This window comes from Micromonospora sp. AMSO12t (assembly GCF_008806585.1).
Classification (GTDB): domain Bacteria; phylum Actinomycetota; class Actinomycetes; order Mycobacteriales; family Micromonosporaceae; genus Micromonospora; species Micromonospora reichwaldensis.
Genome location: NZ_WAAS01000045.1, coordinates 18,471 through 36,448 on the forward strand (window position 1 = coordinate 18,471; position 17,978 = coordinate 36,448).

12 protein-coding genes are annotated in these 17,978 nt (G+C 68.7%); 9 read left to right on the forward strand and 3 right to left on the reverse strand.

Annotation, left to right across the window (positions count from 1 at the left end; genetic code table 11):
• Window positions 1-32: 32 nt before the first annotated feature.
• The 6 genes from F6X68_RS09890 to F6X68_RS09915 all read left to right on the forward strand — a co-directional run bounded on the left by F6X68_RS09890 (window position 33) and on the right by F6X68_RS09915 (window position 5,200).
• Entirely contained in the window at window positions 33-614 is a 582-nt protein-coding gene (locus F6X68_RS09890; protein WP_151453972.1) for an adenylyltransferase/cytidyltransferase family protein, read from the forward strand.
• Window positions 614-1,885: a CMP-5'-phosphonoformate--3-phosphoglycerate phosphonoformyl transferase gene (locus F6X68_RS09895; RefSeq protein WP_151453973.1), complete on the forward strand. Its 1,272-nt coding sequence runs from the start codon at window positions 614-616 to the stop codon at window positions 1,883-1,885. The genes F6X68_RS09890 and F6X68_RS09895 overlap by 1 nt, the downstream gene beginning before the upstream one ends.
• 23 nt (window positions 1,886-1,908) lie before the next feature.
• Window positions 1,909-3,075, forward strand: coding sequence for a hypothetical protein (locus F6X68_RS09900; RefSeq protein ID WP_192581347.1), 1,167 nt, complete (start codon window positions 1,909-1,911; stop codon window positions 3,073-3,075).
• Between the two features lie 13 nt (window positions 3,076-3,088).
• Entirely contained in the window at window positions 3,089-4,153 is a 1,065-nt protein-coding gene (selD, locus tag F6X68_RS09905) for a selenide, water dikinase SelD (RefSeq protein WP_151453975.1), read from the forward strand.
• Window positions 4,154-4,249: 96 nt separating this feature from the next.
• Complete coding sequence (locus F6X68_RS09910; protein WP_151453976.1) at window positions 4,250-4,840, forward strand: NUDIX hydrolase; 591 nt, start codon at window positions 4,250-4,252, stop codon at window positions 4,838-4,840.
• Between the two features lie 18 nt (window positions 4,841-4,858).
• Window positions 4,859-5,200, forward strand: a complete 342-nt coding sequence (locus F6X68_RS09915) for a hypothetical protein (RefSeq protein WP_151453977.1) — start codon at window positions 4,859-4,861, stop codon at window positions 5,198-5,200.
• On the opposite strand, the gene F6X68_RS09920 is transcribed toward F6X68_RS09915, so the two are convergent.
• The gene (locus F6X68_RS09920) at window positions 5,197-7,347 is read right to left on the reverse strand and encodes a WD40 repeat domain-containing protein (protein WP_192581348.1); all 2,151 of its coding nucleotides are present in this window, start codon (window positions 7,345-7,347) and stop codon (window positions 5,197-5,199) included. The genes F6X68_RS09915 and F6X68_RS09920 overlap by 4 nt on opposite strands.
• A 40-nt stretch (window positions 7,348-7,387) precedes the next feature.
• On the reverse strand, window positions 7,388-9,337 hold the full coding sequence (locus F6X68_RS09925) for a caspase family protein (protein WP_192581349.1): 1,950 nt from the start codon (window positions 9,335-9,337) through the stop codon (window positions 7,388-7,390).
• 35 nt (window positions 9,338-9,372) lie between these two features.
• On the opposite strand from F6X68_RS09925, the gene F6X68_RS09930 reads away from it, so the two are divergent.
• The 3 genes from F6X68_RS09930 to F6X68_RS09940 all read left to right on the forward strand — a co-directional run bounded on the left by F6X68_RS09930 (window position 9,373) and on the right by F6X68_RS09940 (window position 13,158).
• Window positions 9,373-10,746, forward strand: a complete 1,374-nt coding sequence (locus F6X68_RS09930; protein ID WP_151453980.1) for a hypothetical protein — start codon at window positions 9,373-9,375, stop codon at window positions 10,744-10,746.
• Between the two features lie 157 nt (window positions 10,747-10,903).
• A complete protein-coding gene (locus tag F6X68_RS09935) occupies window positions 10,904-12,259 on the forward strand; it encodes a putative PEP-binding protein (protein ID WP_192581350.1) in 1,356 nt (451 codons plus the stop codon).
• Complete coding sequence (locus F6X68_RS09940; RefSeq protein ID WP_151453982.1) at window positions 12,256-13,158, forward strand: DHH family phosphoesterase; 903 nt, start codon at window positions 12,256-12,258, stop codon at window positions 13,156-13,158. Before F6X68_RS09935 ends, F6X68_RS09940 begins: the two co-directional genes overlap by 4 nt.
• Before the next feature lie 479 nt (window positions 13,159-13,637).
• On the opposite strand, the gene F6X68_RS09945 is transcribed toward F6X68_RS09940, so the two are convergent.
• Window positions 13,638-17,471, reverse strand: a complete 3,834-nt coding sequence (locus tag F6X68_RS09945; protein WP_151453983.1) for an NACHT domain-containing NTPase — start codon at window positions 17,469-17,471, stop codon at window positions 13,638-13,640.
• Window positions 17,472-17,978: the final 507 nt, after the last annotated feature.

Here is a 17,978-nt window from a genome sequence, read left to right on the forward strand (position 1 = left end):
TGTGTCCGGACGTGCCCAGCACCGGAGGTCGTATGTCGTTGAGCGACGGGCAAGTGGACGTCGGTGTGGTTCACGGCCGGTTTCAGATCTTTCATCATGATCATCTGCGGTACGTGCTGGCAGCGAAGCAACGATGCCGGCACCTCATCGTCGGCGTGACCTCCCCAGACCCCCGGCAGGCCCCAGCCGAGTCAACGGCGCCGCACCGGGGCGACCCGGCCGCCAACCCACTGACCTACTACGAGCGCCAAGCCATGATTACCGCCTGTCTGAGGGAGGCGGGCGTGGCCTGCGACGACCTCAGCGTTGTGCCATTCCCGATCGAACAGCCGGAGAGGCTTTCGAACTACGCGCCGCGAGACGCTACCTACTACCTGACGGTCAACGACGCCTGGGGCGACGAGAAGACGAGCAGGCTGCGAAGCTTGGGAGTGGTGGTGCACGTCCTGTGGCGCAGCGAGAAGAAGACCATCTCAGGGACCCGGATCCGTGCGCTCATGGCGAGCGGTGGGCCGTGGCGTCACCTCGTCCCGCCCGCGACAGCCGCCTTCGCCGACCGCTACCACATCGCCGACCGAATCGCCGGGCAGGCGCTGAACAGGCAGGTGAGTTGATGTCCACAACGTACCTGGTGATCCTCGACGGCGCCGCAGACCGGCCCAACCCACTGTTGGATGGGCGCACCCCACTGGAAGCCGCGCACACACCCGGGCTGGACGCGCTCGCCGCCCGATCGCAGCACGGCATGCTTACAGTGATCGGCCCTGGGATATGGCCGGAATCCGACTCTGGTGCCATGGCCCTGCTCTCCTACGACCCGCTGCTCCACTACACTGGTCGCGGCCCCCTCGAAGGGTTCGGTCTTGGCCTGGTGGCGCCCGGGGTGAACGCCATTGCGTTCCGCGTCAACTTCGCTAGCTTCGACGAACGGGCCGGGCGGCTGGACCGGCGTACCGCCCGGGGCCTCAACGACGAGCAGTTGCAGGCGCTAGCCCGCGCGATTCGAGCGAACGTCTCGCTCGATGACCTTGGCGTGGGGTTCGATCTGACGGCGTACTCGCGGCACCGCGGCATCCTCGTCTTCACCGGCACTGGGACGGCCCTGTCCGGTCAGGTCACAAACACCGACCCGGGATTTCGGAACGAGGGGCCGTTCGGATTCCCGGTGAAGGGCTTCGAGCCGCGCCCCTTGGCCGCGGCACCCCGCGACGACTCGGTCGCGACGAAGTTCGCGGCCGGCGTCGTCAACGCCTTCGTCGAGCGCTCCGCTGCGGTTCTCGATGCACACCCGGTCAACATCGCGCGCCGAGTCCGCGGTGAGCTGCCGGCCAACCTGCTGTTGGTCCGTGACGGCGGGGACGCCCCAACCCCGCTGCCCAGGTTCGATGAAAAGTTCGGGTGCTCCATTTCGATCTTTGGGCAGATCCCGGCGGAGGCTGGGCTGGCCACACTGATCGGTGCAAACTTCGGATACTCGCGTCCGACTGCTGGCGAGGGCGAGCCGGCCTACCTGCGCCGCGCCCTCGACGAGGTGCTCACGGCCGGCACCGACGTGGTCTTCATACACCTCAAAGGACCGGACGAACCCGGGCACGACAACCAGCCGCGGGAGAAGACCCGTGCCATCGAACTGATCGACGAGCATTTCGTACGGCCAATGCTCAAACGTGTCAACGACAGTGACACGATAGCCGTGACCTCGGATCACGCCACCCCCTGCGAGCTCGGCATCCACTCCGATGACCCGGTCCCAGCGATGGTGCGCAAGCCGGGACTGCCCGCGGACGGCATCGCCCGGTTCGCGGAGGCCTTCGCCAAAGGCGGGCGGCTACCGGCCCGTCGCGCAGTCGAGCTCATGCCTCTGCTGGTTGGCGGTCCCACGTGACCGCGGCAGTCCGCCGGGCAGTCGTGTACACGATCCTTAACAGCGGGGGAGGGCGGGCCGCCGAGGCCGAGGTGACGCTCGCCGACGGCACCGTCGGGTGCGGCTCGGCCCCAGTGGCGATTAAACCGGGGGCTCGGGAGGCCCGGCGTAGCTCCGGCCTCGCGGTCGGCGAGCCGGTGCCGGCCGCGATCGCCAGCGAGGTGGCCGGGCTGGCCCGGACCGGCGCTACGGACCAGGCCGGCGTGGACGGCTGGCTGGCCGATCGGGTGGACCGGCTCGGCGCGGACGTGACGCTGGCGGTGTCGCTCGCGTATGCCCGGGCTGCGGCGCGCTCGGCCGGCGTCCCGCTGGTCCGGCACTTCGCGACGCTGGCCGGCACCCACCCGGCCTTCCCGGGGCTGCTCGCGGCGGCCGTGTCGGGCGGCATCCACGGCGGCTCGGGCCTGCCCTTCCAGCAGATCATGCTTGCTACTGCGGCCGGGCCGCCGAGTCGGACGGTGCCCGCCGTCATGGCGGTCTACCGGCGCGTCGAGCAGGCACTGTTCGACGCGGGGCAGGCGAGCGGTTACTCCGCGTCGAGTGGCGTCGTGCCCGACGTAGACGGCGCCGCGGCCGTGTTCGACGTGGTCACGCGGGCCATCGCCGACGCGGGTGTGGACCGCGACATCGGCATCGCGATCGACGTGGCGGCCGAGCACCTGCACGAAGACGGCGGCTACCGCCTCGGCGGCCGGCTCGTGAAGGCCGCCGACCTGGCCCGCTGGATTACGGAGCTGACGGATCGGTACCCGGTGGTGATGGTGGAGGACCCGTTCGTGGCATCCGACCGCGACGCGTGGGTGCGGCTCAATGGCAAGCTACGCGAGCGGGTCACCGTGCTCGGCGATGACCTCTTCGCCACGAACAGCCGGTACCTTGACCCGGCACTGGCCGGAGGTGTGCTGCTCAAGTTGAACCAGGTCGGCACGCTCACTGCGACGGTCTATACGGCGGTCCGCGCGCGGGAGTCCGGCATGGCGTACGCGGTCTCGCATCGCTCCCTGGAGACCGAGGACACCGCCGTGTGCGACCTCGCGGTGGCCCTCGGTGCCAATTGGATCAAAGTGGGCGGTCCGCGCCGCGGCGACCGGGTCACCAAGTACAACCAGTTGCTCCGCCTGGAACGCGACACGGCCGCGTGGGCGCAATGATCAGGAGGACGCGATGGTCAACGGCGACAGCCACCCCGATCTTCTCCAGCTGAGCCCGGCCGGCGGTTGCGGTTGCAAGCTGCCCCTGAAGCAAATGCGCGAGTTCATGGCTGGCATCGAGGGCATGATCTTTGCAGGCGGCCCGACGGCGAGCGTGGTCATTGGCGGCGCCGACCGTGACGACGCCGCGCTCTACGAGATCAGTCCTGGGGCGCTGCTCGCCGTCACGACCGACTTCGGCACCCCGGTCAGCGCCGACATTGCGACCTGGGGCCGGATCGCCGCGCAAAACGCGCTGTCGGATATTTTCGCGATGGGTGCCCGGCCGCTGCTGGCACTGAGCGTCATGGCGGTCCCCGATTGGTTTGGCGTGGATCTTATGACCCGGCTGACCCGTGGCGCGACGACGGCGCTGAGCGAGGCTAGCGCCCCGCTGGTAGGCGGGCACACGGTGCGCTCACCGGTGCCGCTGTTCGGGTTGAGCGTCGTCGGCCAAGTGGACGCAGACCGGGCCATGCTGCTGCGCAACGCGCGCCCAGGCCAGCGGCTGGTACTGACCAAGCCGCTGGGCACCGGGATCGTCGTGGCCGGGGCCCGAGCGGGCGTCGCGCCAGCGGAACTCATGGCTGCCGCCGAGAACCTGATGTCGCGGTCCAACCGGATCGCCGCTGAGATCGCCACCGAGCATGGGGTGCGCGCGGCCACCGATGTGACCGGTTTCGGACTGATGGGTCATCTCCAGAACATGATGGGCGCGTCCGGATGCTCGGCCCGGCTGTGGCGCGACGCCGTGCCCGTGCTCGCCGGGGCCATGGAGTTGCTGGAGGAACACGCCGTCGTGCCGAACAGCGCGGAGAACAACCTGTTCGCGCTCGACGAGCATGTCGGATGGGCGGCGACTCCGTTCGCGTGGCGGCTCACAGTCAGTGATCCGCAGACATCGGGCGGCCTGCTGCTGGCTGTCGACGAGGCGGCGGTCGCGGGCCTCGTGGCCGCATGCTCGGGCCGTGACGTGGATGCGCACGTGATCGGCGTAGTGGAGGAAGGTACTTCCGGACGGGTGGTGGTGGAAGCATGATTGGGCGCCATGCTCCATCCGAGGTACTGGTAGCCCTCGTGAGCCACTACTAGTGGTTGCGGGATCATTTTCGACGGCGAGCAGAAGGTGGGATCCATGGACATGGCGCGGCTGGAACTCCCGGCGGAACGACAGGTCTTCTCCGGCAGGCTCGGTGAGGTTGTGCACCAGACACAGCCGGACGGCCGGGTCTTTGAGCTGTTCCGCCGGCCACCGGGCGTGCGCATGATCTTCATTGACGGGGACCGGGTTTTGCTGACCGAAGAGTATCGGTCCGAAGTGAACGGCATAGACCTCCGCCTACCTGGTGGCAAGGTCTTCGACGACCTGGAGACCTTCACGCAGGCCCGCCGCTCCAGCGCTGACCTGACTGACGCCGCCCTCCGGGCGGCGCGGCGCGAGGCCCACGAAGAGGTCGGGCTGACCGTGTCCGGCGTCGAGCTCGTGACCATCGCGCGGGCCGGGGCGACCGTCGAATGGGACCTCTACTACTACGTGGTCCGGGAGTTCACCGAGGCATCGGACGGCCCGCAGCCGGAGGAGGGCGAGCAGATTACTACCAGGTGGTTCCACGCCGCCGAGGTCCTCGACGCAGTGCGAGCCGGCAGGATGTCGGAGTGGCGCAGCGTCGGGGTGCTGCTTGGGCTTGTCATGCCGCGCGAGTTCCCGTACCTGTTCGCGGCCTGACTGCGGCATCCTCGTCTCATGGGATCGCTTTCCTACGCCCGCACCTCCGGTACGGCGCTAGATTTCAAGGCCGCCGACATGATGCGCGACGACCTGCTGCACGCGCGGGCCCGGCTGGCCCCTAACGACGTGGTAGTCACCCACGTCTGGGGTCCGTGCCCGCGCTGCAAGGACCCCATCGACGTGCTCCAGGCGTTCCATCCGAACGGCGACGAGCCGGCACCGGACGGGGCCGCGCCGTACCCGGTGGATGTAGCCTGCGACTGCGCCGCGCCCTGGCACGGGGGCGCATCTGACATGGGCGGGTGCGGGGCCACGTTCCGTCTCGAGGTGCCGTTTTCAGACCCGAGTCTCTTCTAGAGCTCCGCTTCCGGGTGCAGGGAGAGCACGGCCACTCCGTGATGGTTGGTCAAGGCGAGCAGCCGGTCGTGAAGGGCCACGCCGGTACAGCCGGCAAACGGGATCGCATAGTGGCTGCCGTCGGTCAAATTCCAGACCCGGACCGTGCGGTCACGGGCGCCGGTCACCGCCACCGGTGTGTCACCGAGATGCCCCAAGGCGACGGCATGGATGGCTGCGGTATGGGCCGGTAAGACGCGGAGTAGCTCGCCTGTGTGGATGTTCCAGATGCGGGCGGTGGTGTCGTCGCCCGCCGTGAGAGCGATGTCGGGATAGCCGAGCGCGACCGCTCGGACCCAATCAGTGTGTCCCTCCATAATGCGCAGCTGCTCTCCCGTGCGCGTGTCCCAGAGCCGGGCGGTGCCGTCTTGCCCGCCGGTCAGCGCGATCGGCCCACGCGTGGCCACGGAGAAGATCGGGCCGTCGTGCCCCTCGAGGACGTTTAGCTGTTCGCCTGTGTGGATGTTCCAGATGCGGGCGGTGGTGTCGTCGCCCGCCGTGAGAGCGATGTCGGGATAGCCGAGCGCGACCGCTCGGACCCAATCAGTGTGTCCCTCCATAATGCGCAGCTGCTCTCCCGTGCGCGCGTCCCAGAGCCGGGCGGTGGAGTCATCACCGCCGGTGAGGGCGACCGGGGCCTCGTCGAGGGCGCCAAGCGCGACACCGCGTACCCAATCGGTGTGCCCCCGCAGGATGAGCGGCGGCTCGTTGGCGTCCAGGTTCCAGAGCCGGGCCGTGCCATCGTGCCCGCCGGTCAGCGCCACGCGTGTGCCGTCGATCGACCCCAGTGCCGCCGCACGGACCCAGTCGGAATGCGCATCGTCACCCTGCGGCGCGATGCCGTGGGTTAGATCCCAGACCCTCACGGTACGGTCGTAGGCCCCCGTCACCGCGACCGGCGCTCCGTCGATCCGGCCCAGCGCTACCGACCGCACACGGAGCCGGTGGCCCTCCAAGACCCGCAACGGCGTGCCCGTACGCAGATCGCTGAGCCGCACCGCGGCGTCGTCACCACCGGTCAGGATGATTGCCGTGCCCTGGAACTCGCTCAGCACGATCGAGTTGACCCCGTAGAGGTGGCCGGTCAGCTCCTGCCGCAGCACACCCTCGCGCAGGTCCCAGACCAGCATGCGAGCGCCGGCCCCGCCGGTGACCGCCACCGGTGTCTCGTCGAGCATCGTGAGGGCGACCGTGCGGACAGGGCCGGTGTGGCCGTCGAGGACGAAGCGGACGGATCCTGCGCGCGCGTCCCAGACCCGGACCGAGGCGTCGTGGTTGCCGGTCACGACGATCGGCGTGCCGTCGACCTCGCCGAGGGCGACGGAGCGTACGCCGTACCGGTGCCCCTGAAGAACCTGGAGTGTCTCACCGGTGCGCATATCCCAGAGGCGCACCGACGCGTCGTCGCTGCCCGTTACGCCGACCGGCCGTCCGCCGATCCGGCCGAGCGCGATCGACCGCACCCCGTACGTGTGACCCTTCAGCACCCGGAGCAGGCTGCCGCGGCGTGGGTCCCAGATGCGGGCCGTGGCGTCACCGCCGGCGGTCACGACGATCGGCTCGCCGTCAAGCTCACCCGGCACAATTGCGTTGACCCCACCGGCGTGTCCCTCTAGGACGCGCAGCGGCGAGCCAGCCCGGAGGTCCCAGATTCGGGCCGTGGAATCACCGCCGCCGGTGAACGCGACCGGCTCGCCGTCGAGCTCGGCGACCGCGACCGCGTAGACCGGGCCGGTGTGACCCTCCAAGACCCGGTGGTAGCCGGTGGGGCGGCTGCGCGCCCACTCGCACCACCAGCGCGCATCGGCGGGCCGAGGGAGGCCCAGCCGCTCACCCTGCTGGCGAGCCGTGAGCAGCAGCGTAGCGGCCCGCTCACCAGGCTGGTGGGTGCGCAGCTCGTGGGCGCAGCGCAAAAAGGTCCGAGCGGCGTCCGGTAGGTCCGGGTCCAGTCCGGTGCCGAGCGCGCCGGCTAGGACGACCGGGTCGGCGGCGACCAAGAAGTCGAGGTCGGCGGCGAGCGCGGCGAGCTCGCCACCGCTGCGCGCGTGCAGGGCGAGGTAGTGGGCGGTGTACGGGTTGGCGTTGGCCCACCCGTCGACCTCGGCCAATTCTCGTAGTCGCCGGGCGATCGCAGCCTCGACGTCAGCCTTAGCCCGCATCGCACACCGCCTGGGCCAGATAGTCGGCGATCGCCTGGTGGTAGAGGCGGTAGACGGCCTGGCCATCCTCGGTCGCCTCGGTCAGATACCAGCCAGCCTCCCGGATGACCCGCGCAATGTCGGTGTCCCGGTACGCGCGCCCGGTCGACGACAGCTCGGTGGCGAGGGCCGGCCACACCTGCCGGCGAGGGAGCCCGGCGCCGCGGGCGAACGCGAGCGGCGTCAGCACTTCGCGGATCGCGACCGGGTCGTCGAAGCGCTGGAGATCCTCGGCGAACACCTCGTGCAACCCAGCGGCACCGACGTCGCTGGGCAACCGGTCCTGCCAGCCGAGCTGGTGCACGACGGTCTCCGGAAGCCCTTCGAGGACACGCAGCGCGAAACGCGCATACAGGAAGATCCGCGACGACTGCACGGCGACCTCCCGCGCGGCCACGAGCCGGCGTTCCAGGTCGGGCCAGCGGTCGGCGAGACGGTCGGCGACGTACTGGGCGATGTCGTCCTCGGCCACGGGGTCGGCGCTGAGATCGAGGATCTGAAACGACCCGCCGCGCGGGCGCAGGGCGCTGACCAGCGGGCCGGGGTCGTCGGGGGTGGCATCGTGACGGCCATCGCGGTCCCGGCGGGTGCCGACCACCACCGTGCAGCCGTCGAGGTTGCCGATCGCCCGCAGCACGTCACGGGCCACGAACTCCTCCTCGCCGCGCTCCGCCTCATCAAGTGCGTCGGCGAGCACGGTGACCCGTCGGCCGGAGTCGGCGAGGGCAAGCACCAGGTCACGGGCCGGGCTGGAGGAGTCGGCCACGTCGATGCCGAGCTGCTGGGCGATGTCCAGGGCAACGTCGTCAACACGCCGGTTCTTGAGGTGGGTCACGGCGTCGAATGCGCCCACCTCCGGCCGCGTCGCTGGGTCACCGTCCAGCATCCCGAGAGTGCGGCAGGCGGACTGCGAGTCGCGGTCGGCGAGCACAGCGAGGCGGCCAAGGAACGCGGACTTACCGGCCCCAGGCGCCCCGGTCACCACGAGCACACCCCGATCGGCCTTCCCGATCCACTCGACGGCACGGACCGACGGGCGGTGGCGCCCGGTAAAGAACCAGCCCACGTCGATCGCATCGGTGCTGGCGGCCTTGCGCAGGAAGTGCTCGCGGTCAGCCGGGGCGAGGTGCCGCAGCAGCTCGCCGGCCTCAGCTGACCGGGCGGCCGCATCAGCTCGATACCGGGGGTTCGGCACGATCTTCAGGCCGCTGCGGCCAGCCACCTCGGCGCACTGCTCGTCCTGGAGCCGGTCGCGCAGCTCGTCGCGGAGTTCTTGGAGCGTGACGTACTCGTCGCCGTCCTTCCAGTGCCCTTGCGGCGAGCCCTGCTCGAGGCTGCACAGCAGGGCGTCAACGAACGCGCCGCTGTACGACTTTTCGTGGTGCAGGCAGGAGACCAACACCGCGAGGTCCATGATGGGCCCAGCCTGCGCGGCGGCAGCCTGGGCGACCGACTGCTGCACCTGCGCGGCGGCGAACCCGGCGTGGCACACGTCGAGCAAAATGAGTGCGCGTTTCGCCCCGCTGTTGAGCAAATGCTCGACCAGGTCGTCCGCGCGGATCGCCTTGCTGCCACCGTAGGGTGGCGCCGCCGGACTGTTCGCCGCGAGCGTGTAATGCCGTCCGAGGTGCATGCGACCGTGGCCGCCGAGGTAGAGCACCAGCGCACCAACGCCGCCGGATGCGCGGATCTCGTCTGACCAGCGCTCTATGGCATCTCGGATGAGTGCGGCGTCTGCTGTGGACAGATCGCCCGGGTCACACGCTGGGGTAAAACCCCAGCCCTGAAAGAACTGGTCGATTCGCTCCGCATCGGTTGGGCATTCGGGCAGGTCGGGATGGATACTTCCGCTGTAGTCGACGCCCAGCGAGAAGATCGAGCTTTTAGAGCGTGACGCCACGGCATGCAATACTGTCACAACTCTCCGCTGACCGGATGGAGGCCGACGTGACCCAGGTGGCCGACGGTGATCTGATTGTGGTCCTTCCCGGCGTGCTCGGCAGCATTCTGGCCCGCAACGGCCGTCAGACCTGGGGATACCGCAAAATACTCGGCAGCCTGCACAAGCTCGCCGACACCCTCACCGACGAGCTCAGCCTGCCACCGGAGGCGTTCGACCACCCGGCCGAGGGCTTCGACGACGGCACCCGCCCGACTGGGACGCTGCGAACCGTCGGCATCGTTCCCGGGCTCTTCACCATTGACGGGTACGACGATCTGCTCGCCGCACTTCGCCGCCGCTTCCCCGGCGACACCGTGCTCGAGTTCCCCTACGACTGGCGGCAGTCCAACGAGTACAGCGCCCGGCTTCTCCAAGCCACGGTCGAGCCGATCCTGGACCGGCGTCGCCGCGACCACCCTCGCGCCCGCTTGGTGCTGCTCGCGCACTCCATGGGCGGGCTGGTCGCCCGGTACTACGCCGAGTGCCTGGACACGCGGAAGCTGACCCGACGGGTGATCACATTCGGTACCCCGTACCGAGGTGCGGCGAAGGCACTTGCCGTGCTGGCCAACGGCGCAGCCGCCGTCGGTCCGTTCCGGTTGCGCCTCGGCGAGCTCGTTCGGTCCTTGCCGTCGGTCGCCGAGCTGCTGCCGACGTACGCGTGCGTCGGCGACTCCGCCGACGCCCTGCGCCCGCTTGCCGAGGTCACCGTCCCCGGCCTGCCGGAGCGCTGCCGAGAGCGGGGGCTGCGTTTCCACGCCGACATCGAGGCCGCGATCGTCCGCAACGGCACGGACCGGCCCAGCTACCACGCGATCCTGAGTCACCGCCAGTCCACCGTGACGTGGACCTCGGTCGCCGCGGACGGCACCGTCGTGGCGCACGCGCCAGGCGACTTCGCCGAGCGCGGCGACGGCACGGTCCCGCGCTGTTCGGCGGCACCACCGGAGTGGCACGACGATGCCGCGTCGGTCTTCGTGGCGGGCCGGCACGCGGCCTTGCAACAGCAGCGCGAGGTGCTGACCCAGATCCAGGGAATCCTCACAGCCCGCCGACGGCCGCCCATGGCGGTGGCCGACGAGATCGCCGTCGACGCCGACAGCCATGTGCTGCCGGGCGGGACGTGGACCGTGTCGGCGCAGTCGGTAGAGCAGTCGGACAAACTGGTGCTCGAGGTCACCGTCAGCGACCCGGTGACGTGCGAACCCCTGGCGAGCAGGCCGATGCGTCCCGCCGGTGACGGGCGCTACGAGGCCCGTCTGCCGTGGATGCAGGCCGGCCTATTCCGCTGGCACGTGCACAGTACCCCGCTAGCCGCGACACCGGTCGATCCGGTGAGTGACGTCCTGCTCTGTACGACCGCGTGACCGGCCGGCATCGCAGAGGAAACCGACGATGAGCGCCGCGAGTCAGGGGTCAGCCGCGCGTCTGCTGGCCAGCCACCCGCCCGCCGAGGTACTGCGCCGCGCCGCCCCGCGTGCCGTCCCGCCACCGGGCGCCGAACCTGCCCTTACCGGACTCGGCGTGGTCGCCGACTACGCCACCGGTGTGCTCTGCATCGACCCCGAGGCGGCGGCTGCCATTGACACGCCGTACGTGTACGCCCGGATCAGCACCAACGCCGCCGACATGGAGGTGGCCCGGGCAGCTGCCGGACTGGTCACCGCGATGGGCGGTAGCACCAGCCATGCCGCCGTGCTGGCCCGGAGTTGGCGCAAGCCGTGTGTTGTCGGCGCCGGATTCGACCTGCGTGACGGCGGTCTTGTGACCCGCGACGGCAACGTCATCGCGCCGGGCGAGCAGGTCACCGTCTGCGCCGCCACCGGCACGGTCTGGCGGGGAGAGCTGCCCCGGCACCGCGACCCGGAGGCGGTGACGCTGCTCGCGGCGCTCGACGAGGCGGCGGTCGCGCTCGAGGGACTGCCCGGCCCGGCGGTCTACGCCAACGCCGACACCGGCGAGGAGGTGGAGACCTGCCTCCGGCTCGGCGCGCGAGGCGTCGGCGTGGCCCGCACCGAACACATGTTCTTCGGTGCCCAGGAACTGCCGTTGCTGCGGCAGGCGCTCTGGCCGGTCGCGGAGCACGAGCGCTCGGCGGCCCTCGCCGCACTGGAGGATCTGCTGGTCGGCAAGTGTGCTGCGCTGATGACTGCCGCCCGGGGACGCCGCCTCGCGATCAGGCTGCTGGATCCACCGGCTCACGAATTTGCCGATCCCGCCGAGATGGTCCGGGTCCGGGAGCAGAACCCCATGATGGGTGTCCGCGGGGGCCGACTCGGCATACTCCATCCGGACATCTACCGGGCACAGGCCCGGGCGATCAGTCGCGCCCATGTGAGCTTGTCGATCGGGCGGCGCAGTCGCCTTGCCGTGCTGCTGCCCTTCGTCGCCTTCGGTGCCGAGGTACGCCGGCTGCGGGAGATCATCGACCTGCCGCACGACGCCGGCATCGAGATCGGCGCCATGATCGAGACACCGGAGGCGGCCTTCCGAGTATGCGAAATCGCCGCGGAGGCTGATTTCCTCAGCGTTGGCAGCAATGACCTGCTCCAGTTCTGTCTGGCGATGAGCCGTGACGACGTGGCCAGCTCGCTGTTGCCGGCCTACGTCGCCGGTGGCCTGATCACCGACGATCCGATGACCCATCTCGACCACTCGGCCAGCGCTGTCGGTTTGCTGCGGATGATGGCCGACGCCGTGCCCGGCATGCCCTGGGGTATCTGCGGTGAGCACGCCGCCGACCCGTCGTCGCTGCGGGCGCTGCTGGCCATGGAGCCCGCGTACGTCAGTGCCAGCGCCGCCGGTGTTCAGCGGGCCCGCCTTGAGATCGCCTACCACCGGGCCGGCGCGACGGTCGTCAACGAAGCCCGTCTCGCATGAGAGCCGTCACGTCGTACCCGGATCCCGACACCGACGGCGTCGCCTCCGCGCTCGGGTACTGTGCCCTTGTGCCGGGAACCGTGCCAGTCCTGTCCGGCACCTTCAACCCGGAGACCATCTTCGTCCTACGGGAGTTGGGGATGGCATGCCCGCTCGGCGGTTCGCTCGCGAACGCCGTCGAGGTGGTGCTGGTCGACACCCACGACGTCCGCCAATTGCCGGACGGATTCCCCTTCGACCGGGTCGTCGAGATCATCGACCACCATCCCAGCGGCGACGTAGACGCCTTCCCGCAGGCGAGCATCCAGAACGAGGCGGTCGGCGCGGCGGCGACGCTGGTCGCGGAGCGGTGCCTGCGTGCGCCGTGGGTGCTCAGTCCGGAAGTGGCCGCCGCACTGGCCTGCGGGATTGCGTCGAACACCCTGGACTTTCGGGCATCCTCGGTACACGAGCGCGACCAGGTTGCATACGCCGCCCTGGGCTGCATCGCTTCGCCGCACTTCAATCTGACAGCCATCGTCGCCGGGATGATGGTGGCACGCGGCGCTCTGCTCGCCGGTCCAACCGCGATCGTCATCGATCGGGACCGCAAACGGTTCGCCACATCGGCCGGGGACGTGCTGATCAGTCAGGTGGAGGCTCCCCATGCGGCCACCCTGCTGGAACGCCCAGACCTGCTGGACGAACTGCGTGCGGCCGCGGCCCGGCATGGCGTGGACGTCGCCCTGCTCAACCTGGTCGACCTATACCTGGGCGTCAGCGTCCTAGTTTCCACGAGCCCTGCAGTCTGGCTCGCGCTTGCGCCGATTCCACTGACCAAGGTGTCCGGGCAGGTGGCGTGGGCCAAGGAAGTGTTACTGCGCAAGACGCACCTGGTGCCGTTACTTGGAATCCCTTGAGCTTCCCCCACCTTGATACTGCGGGGGAAGCTCACCGAGATCATCCGGCTACGCCATGAGTGCGGCGGCGGATCAGGGTAGAGCACGTCCTCGGGCAACACCAAACCTCTCCAACCGGCAACAGCACTGTTGGCTAACATTATCCACTCCCGTTAAGCAGAAATTTGTAGCGAAAGCCTCCGAGCTGCCGGGAACCTCAGTTGACCCTGTTGGATTCAAAGCCATCATGAACCCACCGGCCAGTCAGGCCGACCCCAATCCATCTCAGATATCACTTATCGGTGCAGCAGACCCACGGTCGCTGGCGCCGGGTTCAATCCGCTGGGGGCGCCGACTCTGAGGACTCCGCGCCACCCTCGCCGAGGTGGCTTACGTCCAACTCGTAGCGGGCAGCAGCGCCGACCTCGACCGAAGCGCGCTCGCCCTCGTCGAGCACAACCGCGTGTTCCACGATCAGAACGGACCTCTACCAGACCCGGTCAGCCCCCTTCCGCAGCGCGCCCCACCCTGTCGGGGGCTGGAGAAGGAAGCAGAGTCGCTGTTGAAGCGGCAGTCGGCTCATTGCCGCCGGTCGGATTGAGTCCGGGGCTTACAGAGGGCGTGGCTGCGGCAGTGCCGGATGGCACGGCGCTGCTCACGCCCGGCTGTGGCCCCTCGTCGCGCTTTGGGTCGCCTCCCTTGCTTTGAACGAGTGCCACGATGCCGACCGATGCGACTGCCGCCGCTGCAACAATACCCGCCGAGGCCAGCACCGCCCTCCGACTAGGGCTTCCAGCCCGCGATGTGCCCGACCTAGACGACGGACGGATCAAGCCCAGCGCAGCGATGAGGCCAAGCAGGCTCATCACGATAGCTACTGTCCAGCCCCCTGCCTCATAGCCGTCACGGCCCCAGATGACGCCGGCCGCCAGAGCTCCAATAACTACACCGACACCAACCAGTACCGCAGCACTAAGCCCAGTAATCGCCCCTCGCCGATGGGGCTGTGTCAGTAGTCCGATGACCTGGGCAGGCGGTAACGGCCGCCAGCTTGCCCGGGCCCGCGCGCGCCGCGCGATGGCGATCAATCGCCTAAGTCCCGTGTCGTCCGGGTTCCGTTCGGATAGCTGTCGGAGAGTCTCCACGGCCGCCAGGGTGCCGCGTTCGGCGAGTGCGGGAAGCAGGCGATTTCTGAACTCTGTCACGCTTTCCCGACGACTCACGACGTGCACTCCGCGCACCATCGGATCCCCTGACGGTGGAAAGAGCTCGTTGCTTAGCTCCCACAGCTCGGCAAGTTGCTGCTCGGTCAACTGCTGGCTGTCGAAAGTGTGACTTTCCGCGATGTCACCGATCACCGCAGATGCCATCAATTTATCGGAGGTCAGGAGGATACGCAGCAGAGGCCAGGCCTTACTACCCGCGACCCGTAACGTCGTCGCGGCGAGCCATCGGACGCGGCCAGTATCGCCCCGGCCCAGCTGTCGCTGAAGGACCTCGAGTGCCCGCGATGGATCCAGTTCCACTAGGCGCTCCAAGGCCACCGACGCGGCGCTACGGTCGATCGCCTCGTCCTCGACCAGCCGCTCCAGCCACGGCGCCGCCTCGGTAGTGAGCACTGGCGCCAACCGCCACAGTGTGAACTGGCCGAACCCTACCCGTCCCCGCAGTTCTCGCTCGGCAGAGTCCAGGAGTTCGGCGCGTGCATGCTTGTACGCCCAGCCCAGCACGGGCAGCAACCGTCGGTCGTCTGCAGAAGTGTACGGGCCTCGGATCAGCGCGGGCGCCCAGAATCGCCACCGAGAGTTGTCGAGGGTGAACGTCGCTCCCCTGTTCGACAAGAGCACGAGAGCACGCGCTGCCGAGAACGCCCCGGTGTTGAACTGCTCGGTGCCGAGTAAGTCATAGCCATTCGAGTTCGCTGTTTCGAGGTATCGCACCGCAGCGTCTGTCGCGGCACGCCGCTCCTGCTCACCAAGAAGCTTCCAACCGGGCATTTCCTGGACGTCGACGTCGTATGACTCCCAATGTCCGGCTGGTCCACTGCGAAAGTTTGCCCAGTAGCAAAAGGTATGGAAAGCCTGCTCGGGGGCTAGCTCCAGGCTCGACACCAAGCGCGATCTCAGATCCTCGTCAGCCGAAAAGGGTATCTCTGCATCGGCTTCATCCTGAAAATCGGGCTCGGCATCGTCGCGGGGCGGTTCCAGAAGCAACCGCGCTGCTTCCCGAAGCAGGGGCGTATCGGTGGACATGTCCCTCAGCGCCGTCGAATGGTCCGGGCGGTCCGGGTTGAAGGTGGCCGTCAGCCAAGGCTGCCACTCACGTGCTTCGTCATCCGTGGCGGCGGCAACAGCCCGGGCGAGCAGCGGCACGAAATCGTCCGCTTCGAGAAGACCGATTTGACGCAGCTTCCAGACGAGAGCGGCGGACGCCTTGCGATATTGCAGGGTCAGCAGCAGCTCCCGGCGCGGCTGGTCCGCGATCTGCGGAAGACGTGTGGTCCGGTGGCGCAGGAGATTGACGTGCTGCCTGGCCCGGACGGCGAGGAGCTCCGCAGTCAAGTCGCGCACCGCCGGATCGTCTAAGCGGCGCAACCCAGCCACCAAGATTGCATCGCAGAGCACGGGGATCTCGCCAACCAGCCCGGACTTGCGCGGCCCGCGGACTGGGATGTCCCGTTCAAGGTCGGCGGCCCACGCCAGCGAGCTACGGATCTCCTCGATTGGTAGATCAGAAGAGCCGTAGGCGCTCGGCAAGTCCACGGTCAGGAACGATCGATAGGTCCCGTACAGGTCCGGGTTCTCCGTAGGCGTCAGCCGCGCTAACAGGCTCGCCGGCGAGGCACCGGACCGCAGCAGGGCGCGCAGACCAATGCCGAACAGCTCGTCCTCGTCGCCGGAAGGTCTCCGGCCTGGTCCGGCGAGCTCGGTCAGCCGGCTCCCAGGGGTGGGTGCGACGAGTTCCATAGCACCGTGTCCCGCCGCCGCCCGGACAACCACCGGCCGGCTGTCACTCGCCGCGACGTCCACTAGAGCGTCGTTCATACTGGCCAGGCCGTTCGTGCGGGCGAGGCGGACGGCTAGATAGCACGCGTCCGCGGTGCTTGCAGGATCGTTCAGCACCGCGAGCAGCCGCTGTTCTATCCCCTCGTAGGCGAGACCAGTGAGGTCGAGTCCGCTGAACCCGACCAGCTCGTGACGTTGCGCGAGGTCGAGCAGCCGACCGACCAGGACCTTGCGGTAGCGCGGGTCCCGCAGCTCGACGCCGCTACGGACGAATGCCTCCGGGTCGTCATCGAGCAGCGCCTCGAACCGTTGCGGCGCTATCGCCACGAGCCAGGCCGCCACCGCCTGGACCTGAGGCGCGAGCCGACCTCCGTGCTCGTCGAGCAGCACACCTAGCCGCTTGAGCGGCAGCCCCGTCGCGACCAAGTGCTCGGCCGCCAAAAACTCGACTACGGTCTGGTGCGCGAAGACAAGCCGGCCATCGTCGGCGGTTGCGAACAGCGCCGTACGCAGGACATCGGCGAAGTCCTTGGCGGCCACCGCAGGCGCGCAGTCGATCGCCGCCAAGTGATCGGGCCCCGTCACGTCGGAGAGGGTGACCAGCGGGCGTCCGCTGAACACGCTCAGCGTGGCGATCCACCCGGCTGCTGTGAGCAGTCGTTCCACATCTGTCGCGACCTCCGGATCCTGGGGCCGGCGTGGCTCGGTGACAAGGCGGCGGCAGCTTCGTGCGAACAGGTCGACCTGGCTGGCCGGCAGCGTCCCGTCCGCCGCCATGTACTCATCGACGAGCAGCGACAGCGTGTGCGGACTGGTCGCCAGTTCGATGGCGCCGGCGGCAGAGAGTGCGTCAACGAATGCTTCCTCGCGCAGGCCTGCGGAACGCGCATAGCGCGCGACGTCGTCACTTGTCAGCGGCTCGAGCACGAACACGTTGACGTCGCCGACCTTCTCGCGTAGAACGTCCTCGACTGCCGACAGCCAACCCGCACTGCGGCAGGCCAGAATCAACCGACAGCCCTCGGGCAGCCCATCGGCCGTCTGCTCAACGAACTCAATCAACCCGGACACCGTCAACGACGTCTCGTCGACGCTGTCCAGCGCCAACAGCGGCGCCAAGACATCGCTGGCAGCGTCACCTGGGGCGGTTATAGCGCCGACGGCTTGACCGATTGCATCGAGCAGCCAATCCTCGCTTCCCGGACTACCGAGCGAGACCCGGCGCGCTCGTGGGCCCGAGGCGGCCACGAGGCGCTTAAGCTCAGTAGTCTTGCCGGCACCCGGCGGGGCAAGGAACACCGTGCAACGGCCGGTAGCAGCTTCGACCATAGTCTTGATCCCTGCGGCAACGCCTTGCCCCGCCGCTAGTGCCGCCCGCGTCTCTTCTCCGCGCCCGGCTGATCCCCGCGGCCGCCAAAAACGATCGAGGTGGATGCGGCCCGGTCTATTCACTGCCGCAGTCTAGAACGACGGGCCTACCTGCGTTCTGATTGACCAGCTGATGATCCCGGTGGGAGTCATACGGGATCGATGCACGCAACGTCACCCGAGCCCGTCCTGCCAGGCTCATCGTCTCCTACTCCACGCGCCGCTTGGGTAGGTCCTCGCCGAGCGTGCCAACAGGGAACTGGATGCCCGGAGAAGCGGGACGGTCGTAGTCGTCGTTGGCCTGATCTCCGACCTGACAGACCATGAGGACACCGGTGAGGTGAGGTTCCCCCCCGGGATGTGGACACCGGGTTATGCCGCGACCTGATGCAGCGTAGTCGGTGTGAGGGTCTGTTCGTAGTCGGCGGGACTGAGGTAGCCCAGGGCGGAGTGGCGGCGTCGGTGGTT

What these genes read in the sequence shown, in the direction of transcription:
- F6X68_RS09890 (WP_151453972.1), top strand. Translation starts at nt 33, where the DNA reads ATGTCGTTGAGCGACGGGCAAGTGGACGTCGGTGTGGTTCACGGCCGG.
- F6X68_RS09895 (WP_151453973.1), top strand. Translation starts at nt 614, where the DNA reads ATGTCCACAACGTACCTGGTGATCCTCGACGGCGCCGCAGACCGGCCC.
- selD (WP_151453975.1), top strand. Translation starts at nt 3,089, where the DNA reads ATGGTCAACGGCGACAGCCACCCCGATCTTCTCCAGCTGAGCCCGGCC.
- F6X68_RS09910 (WP_151453976.1), top strand. Translation starts at nt 4,250, where the DNA reads ATGGACATGGCGCGGCTGGAACTCCCGGCGGAACGACAGGTCTTCTCC.
- F6X68_RS09915 (WP_151453977.1), top strand. Translation starts at nt 4,859, where the DNA reads ATGGGATCGCTTTCCTACGCCCGCACCTCCGGTACGGCGCTAGATTTC.
- F6X68_RS09930 (WP_151453980.1), top strand. Translation starts at nt 9,373, where the DNA reads ATGGAGGCCGACGTGACCCAGGTGGCCGACGGTGATCTGATTGTGGTC.
- F6X68_RS09940 (WP_151453982.1), top strand. Translation starts at nt 12,256, where the DNA reads ATGAGAGCCGTCACGTCGTACCCGGATCCCGACACCGACGGCGTCGCC.
- F6X68_RS09945 (WP_151453983.1), bottom strand. Translation starts at nt 17,471, where the DNA reads ATGGTCGAAGCTGCTACCGGCCGTTGCACGGTGTTCCTTGCCCCGCCG.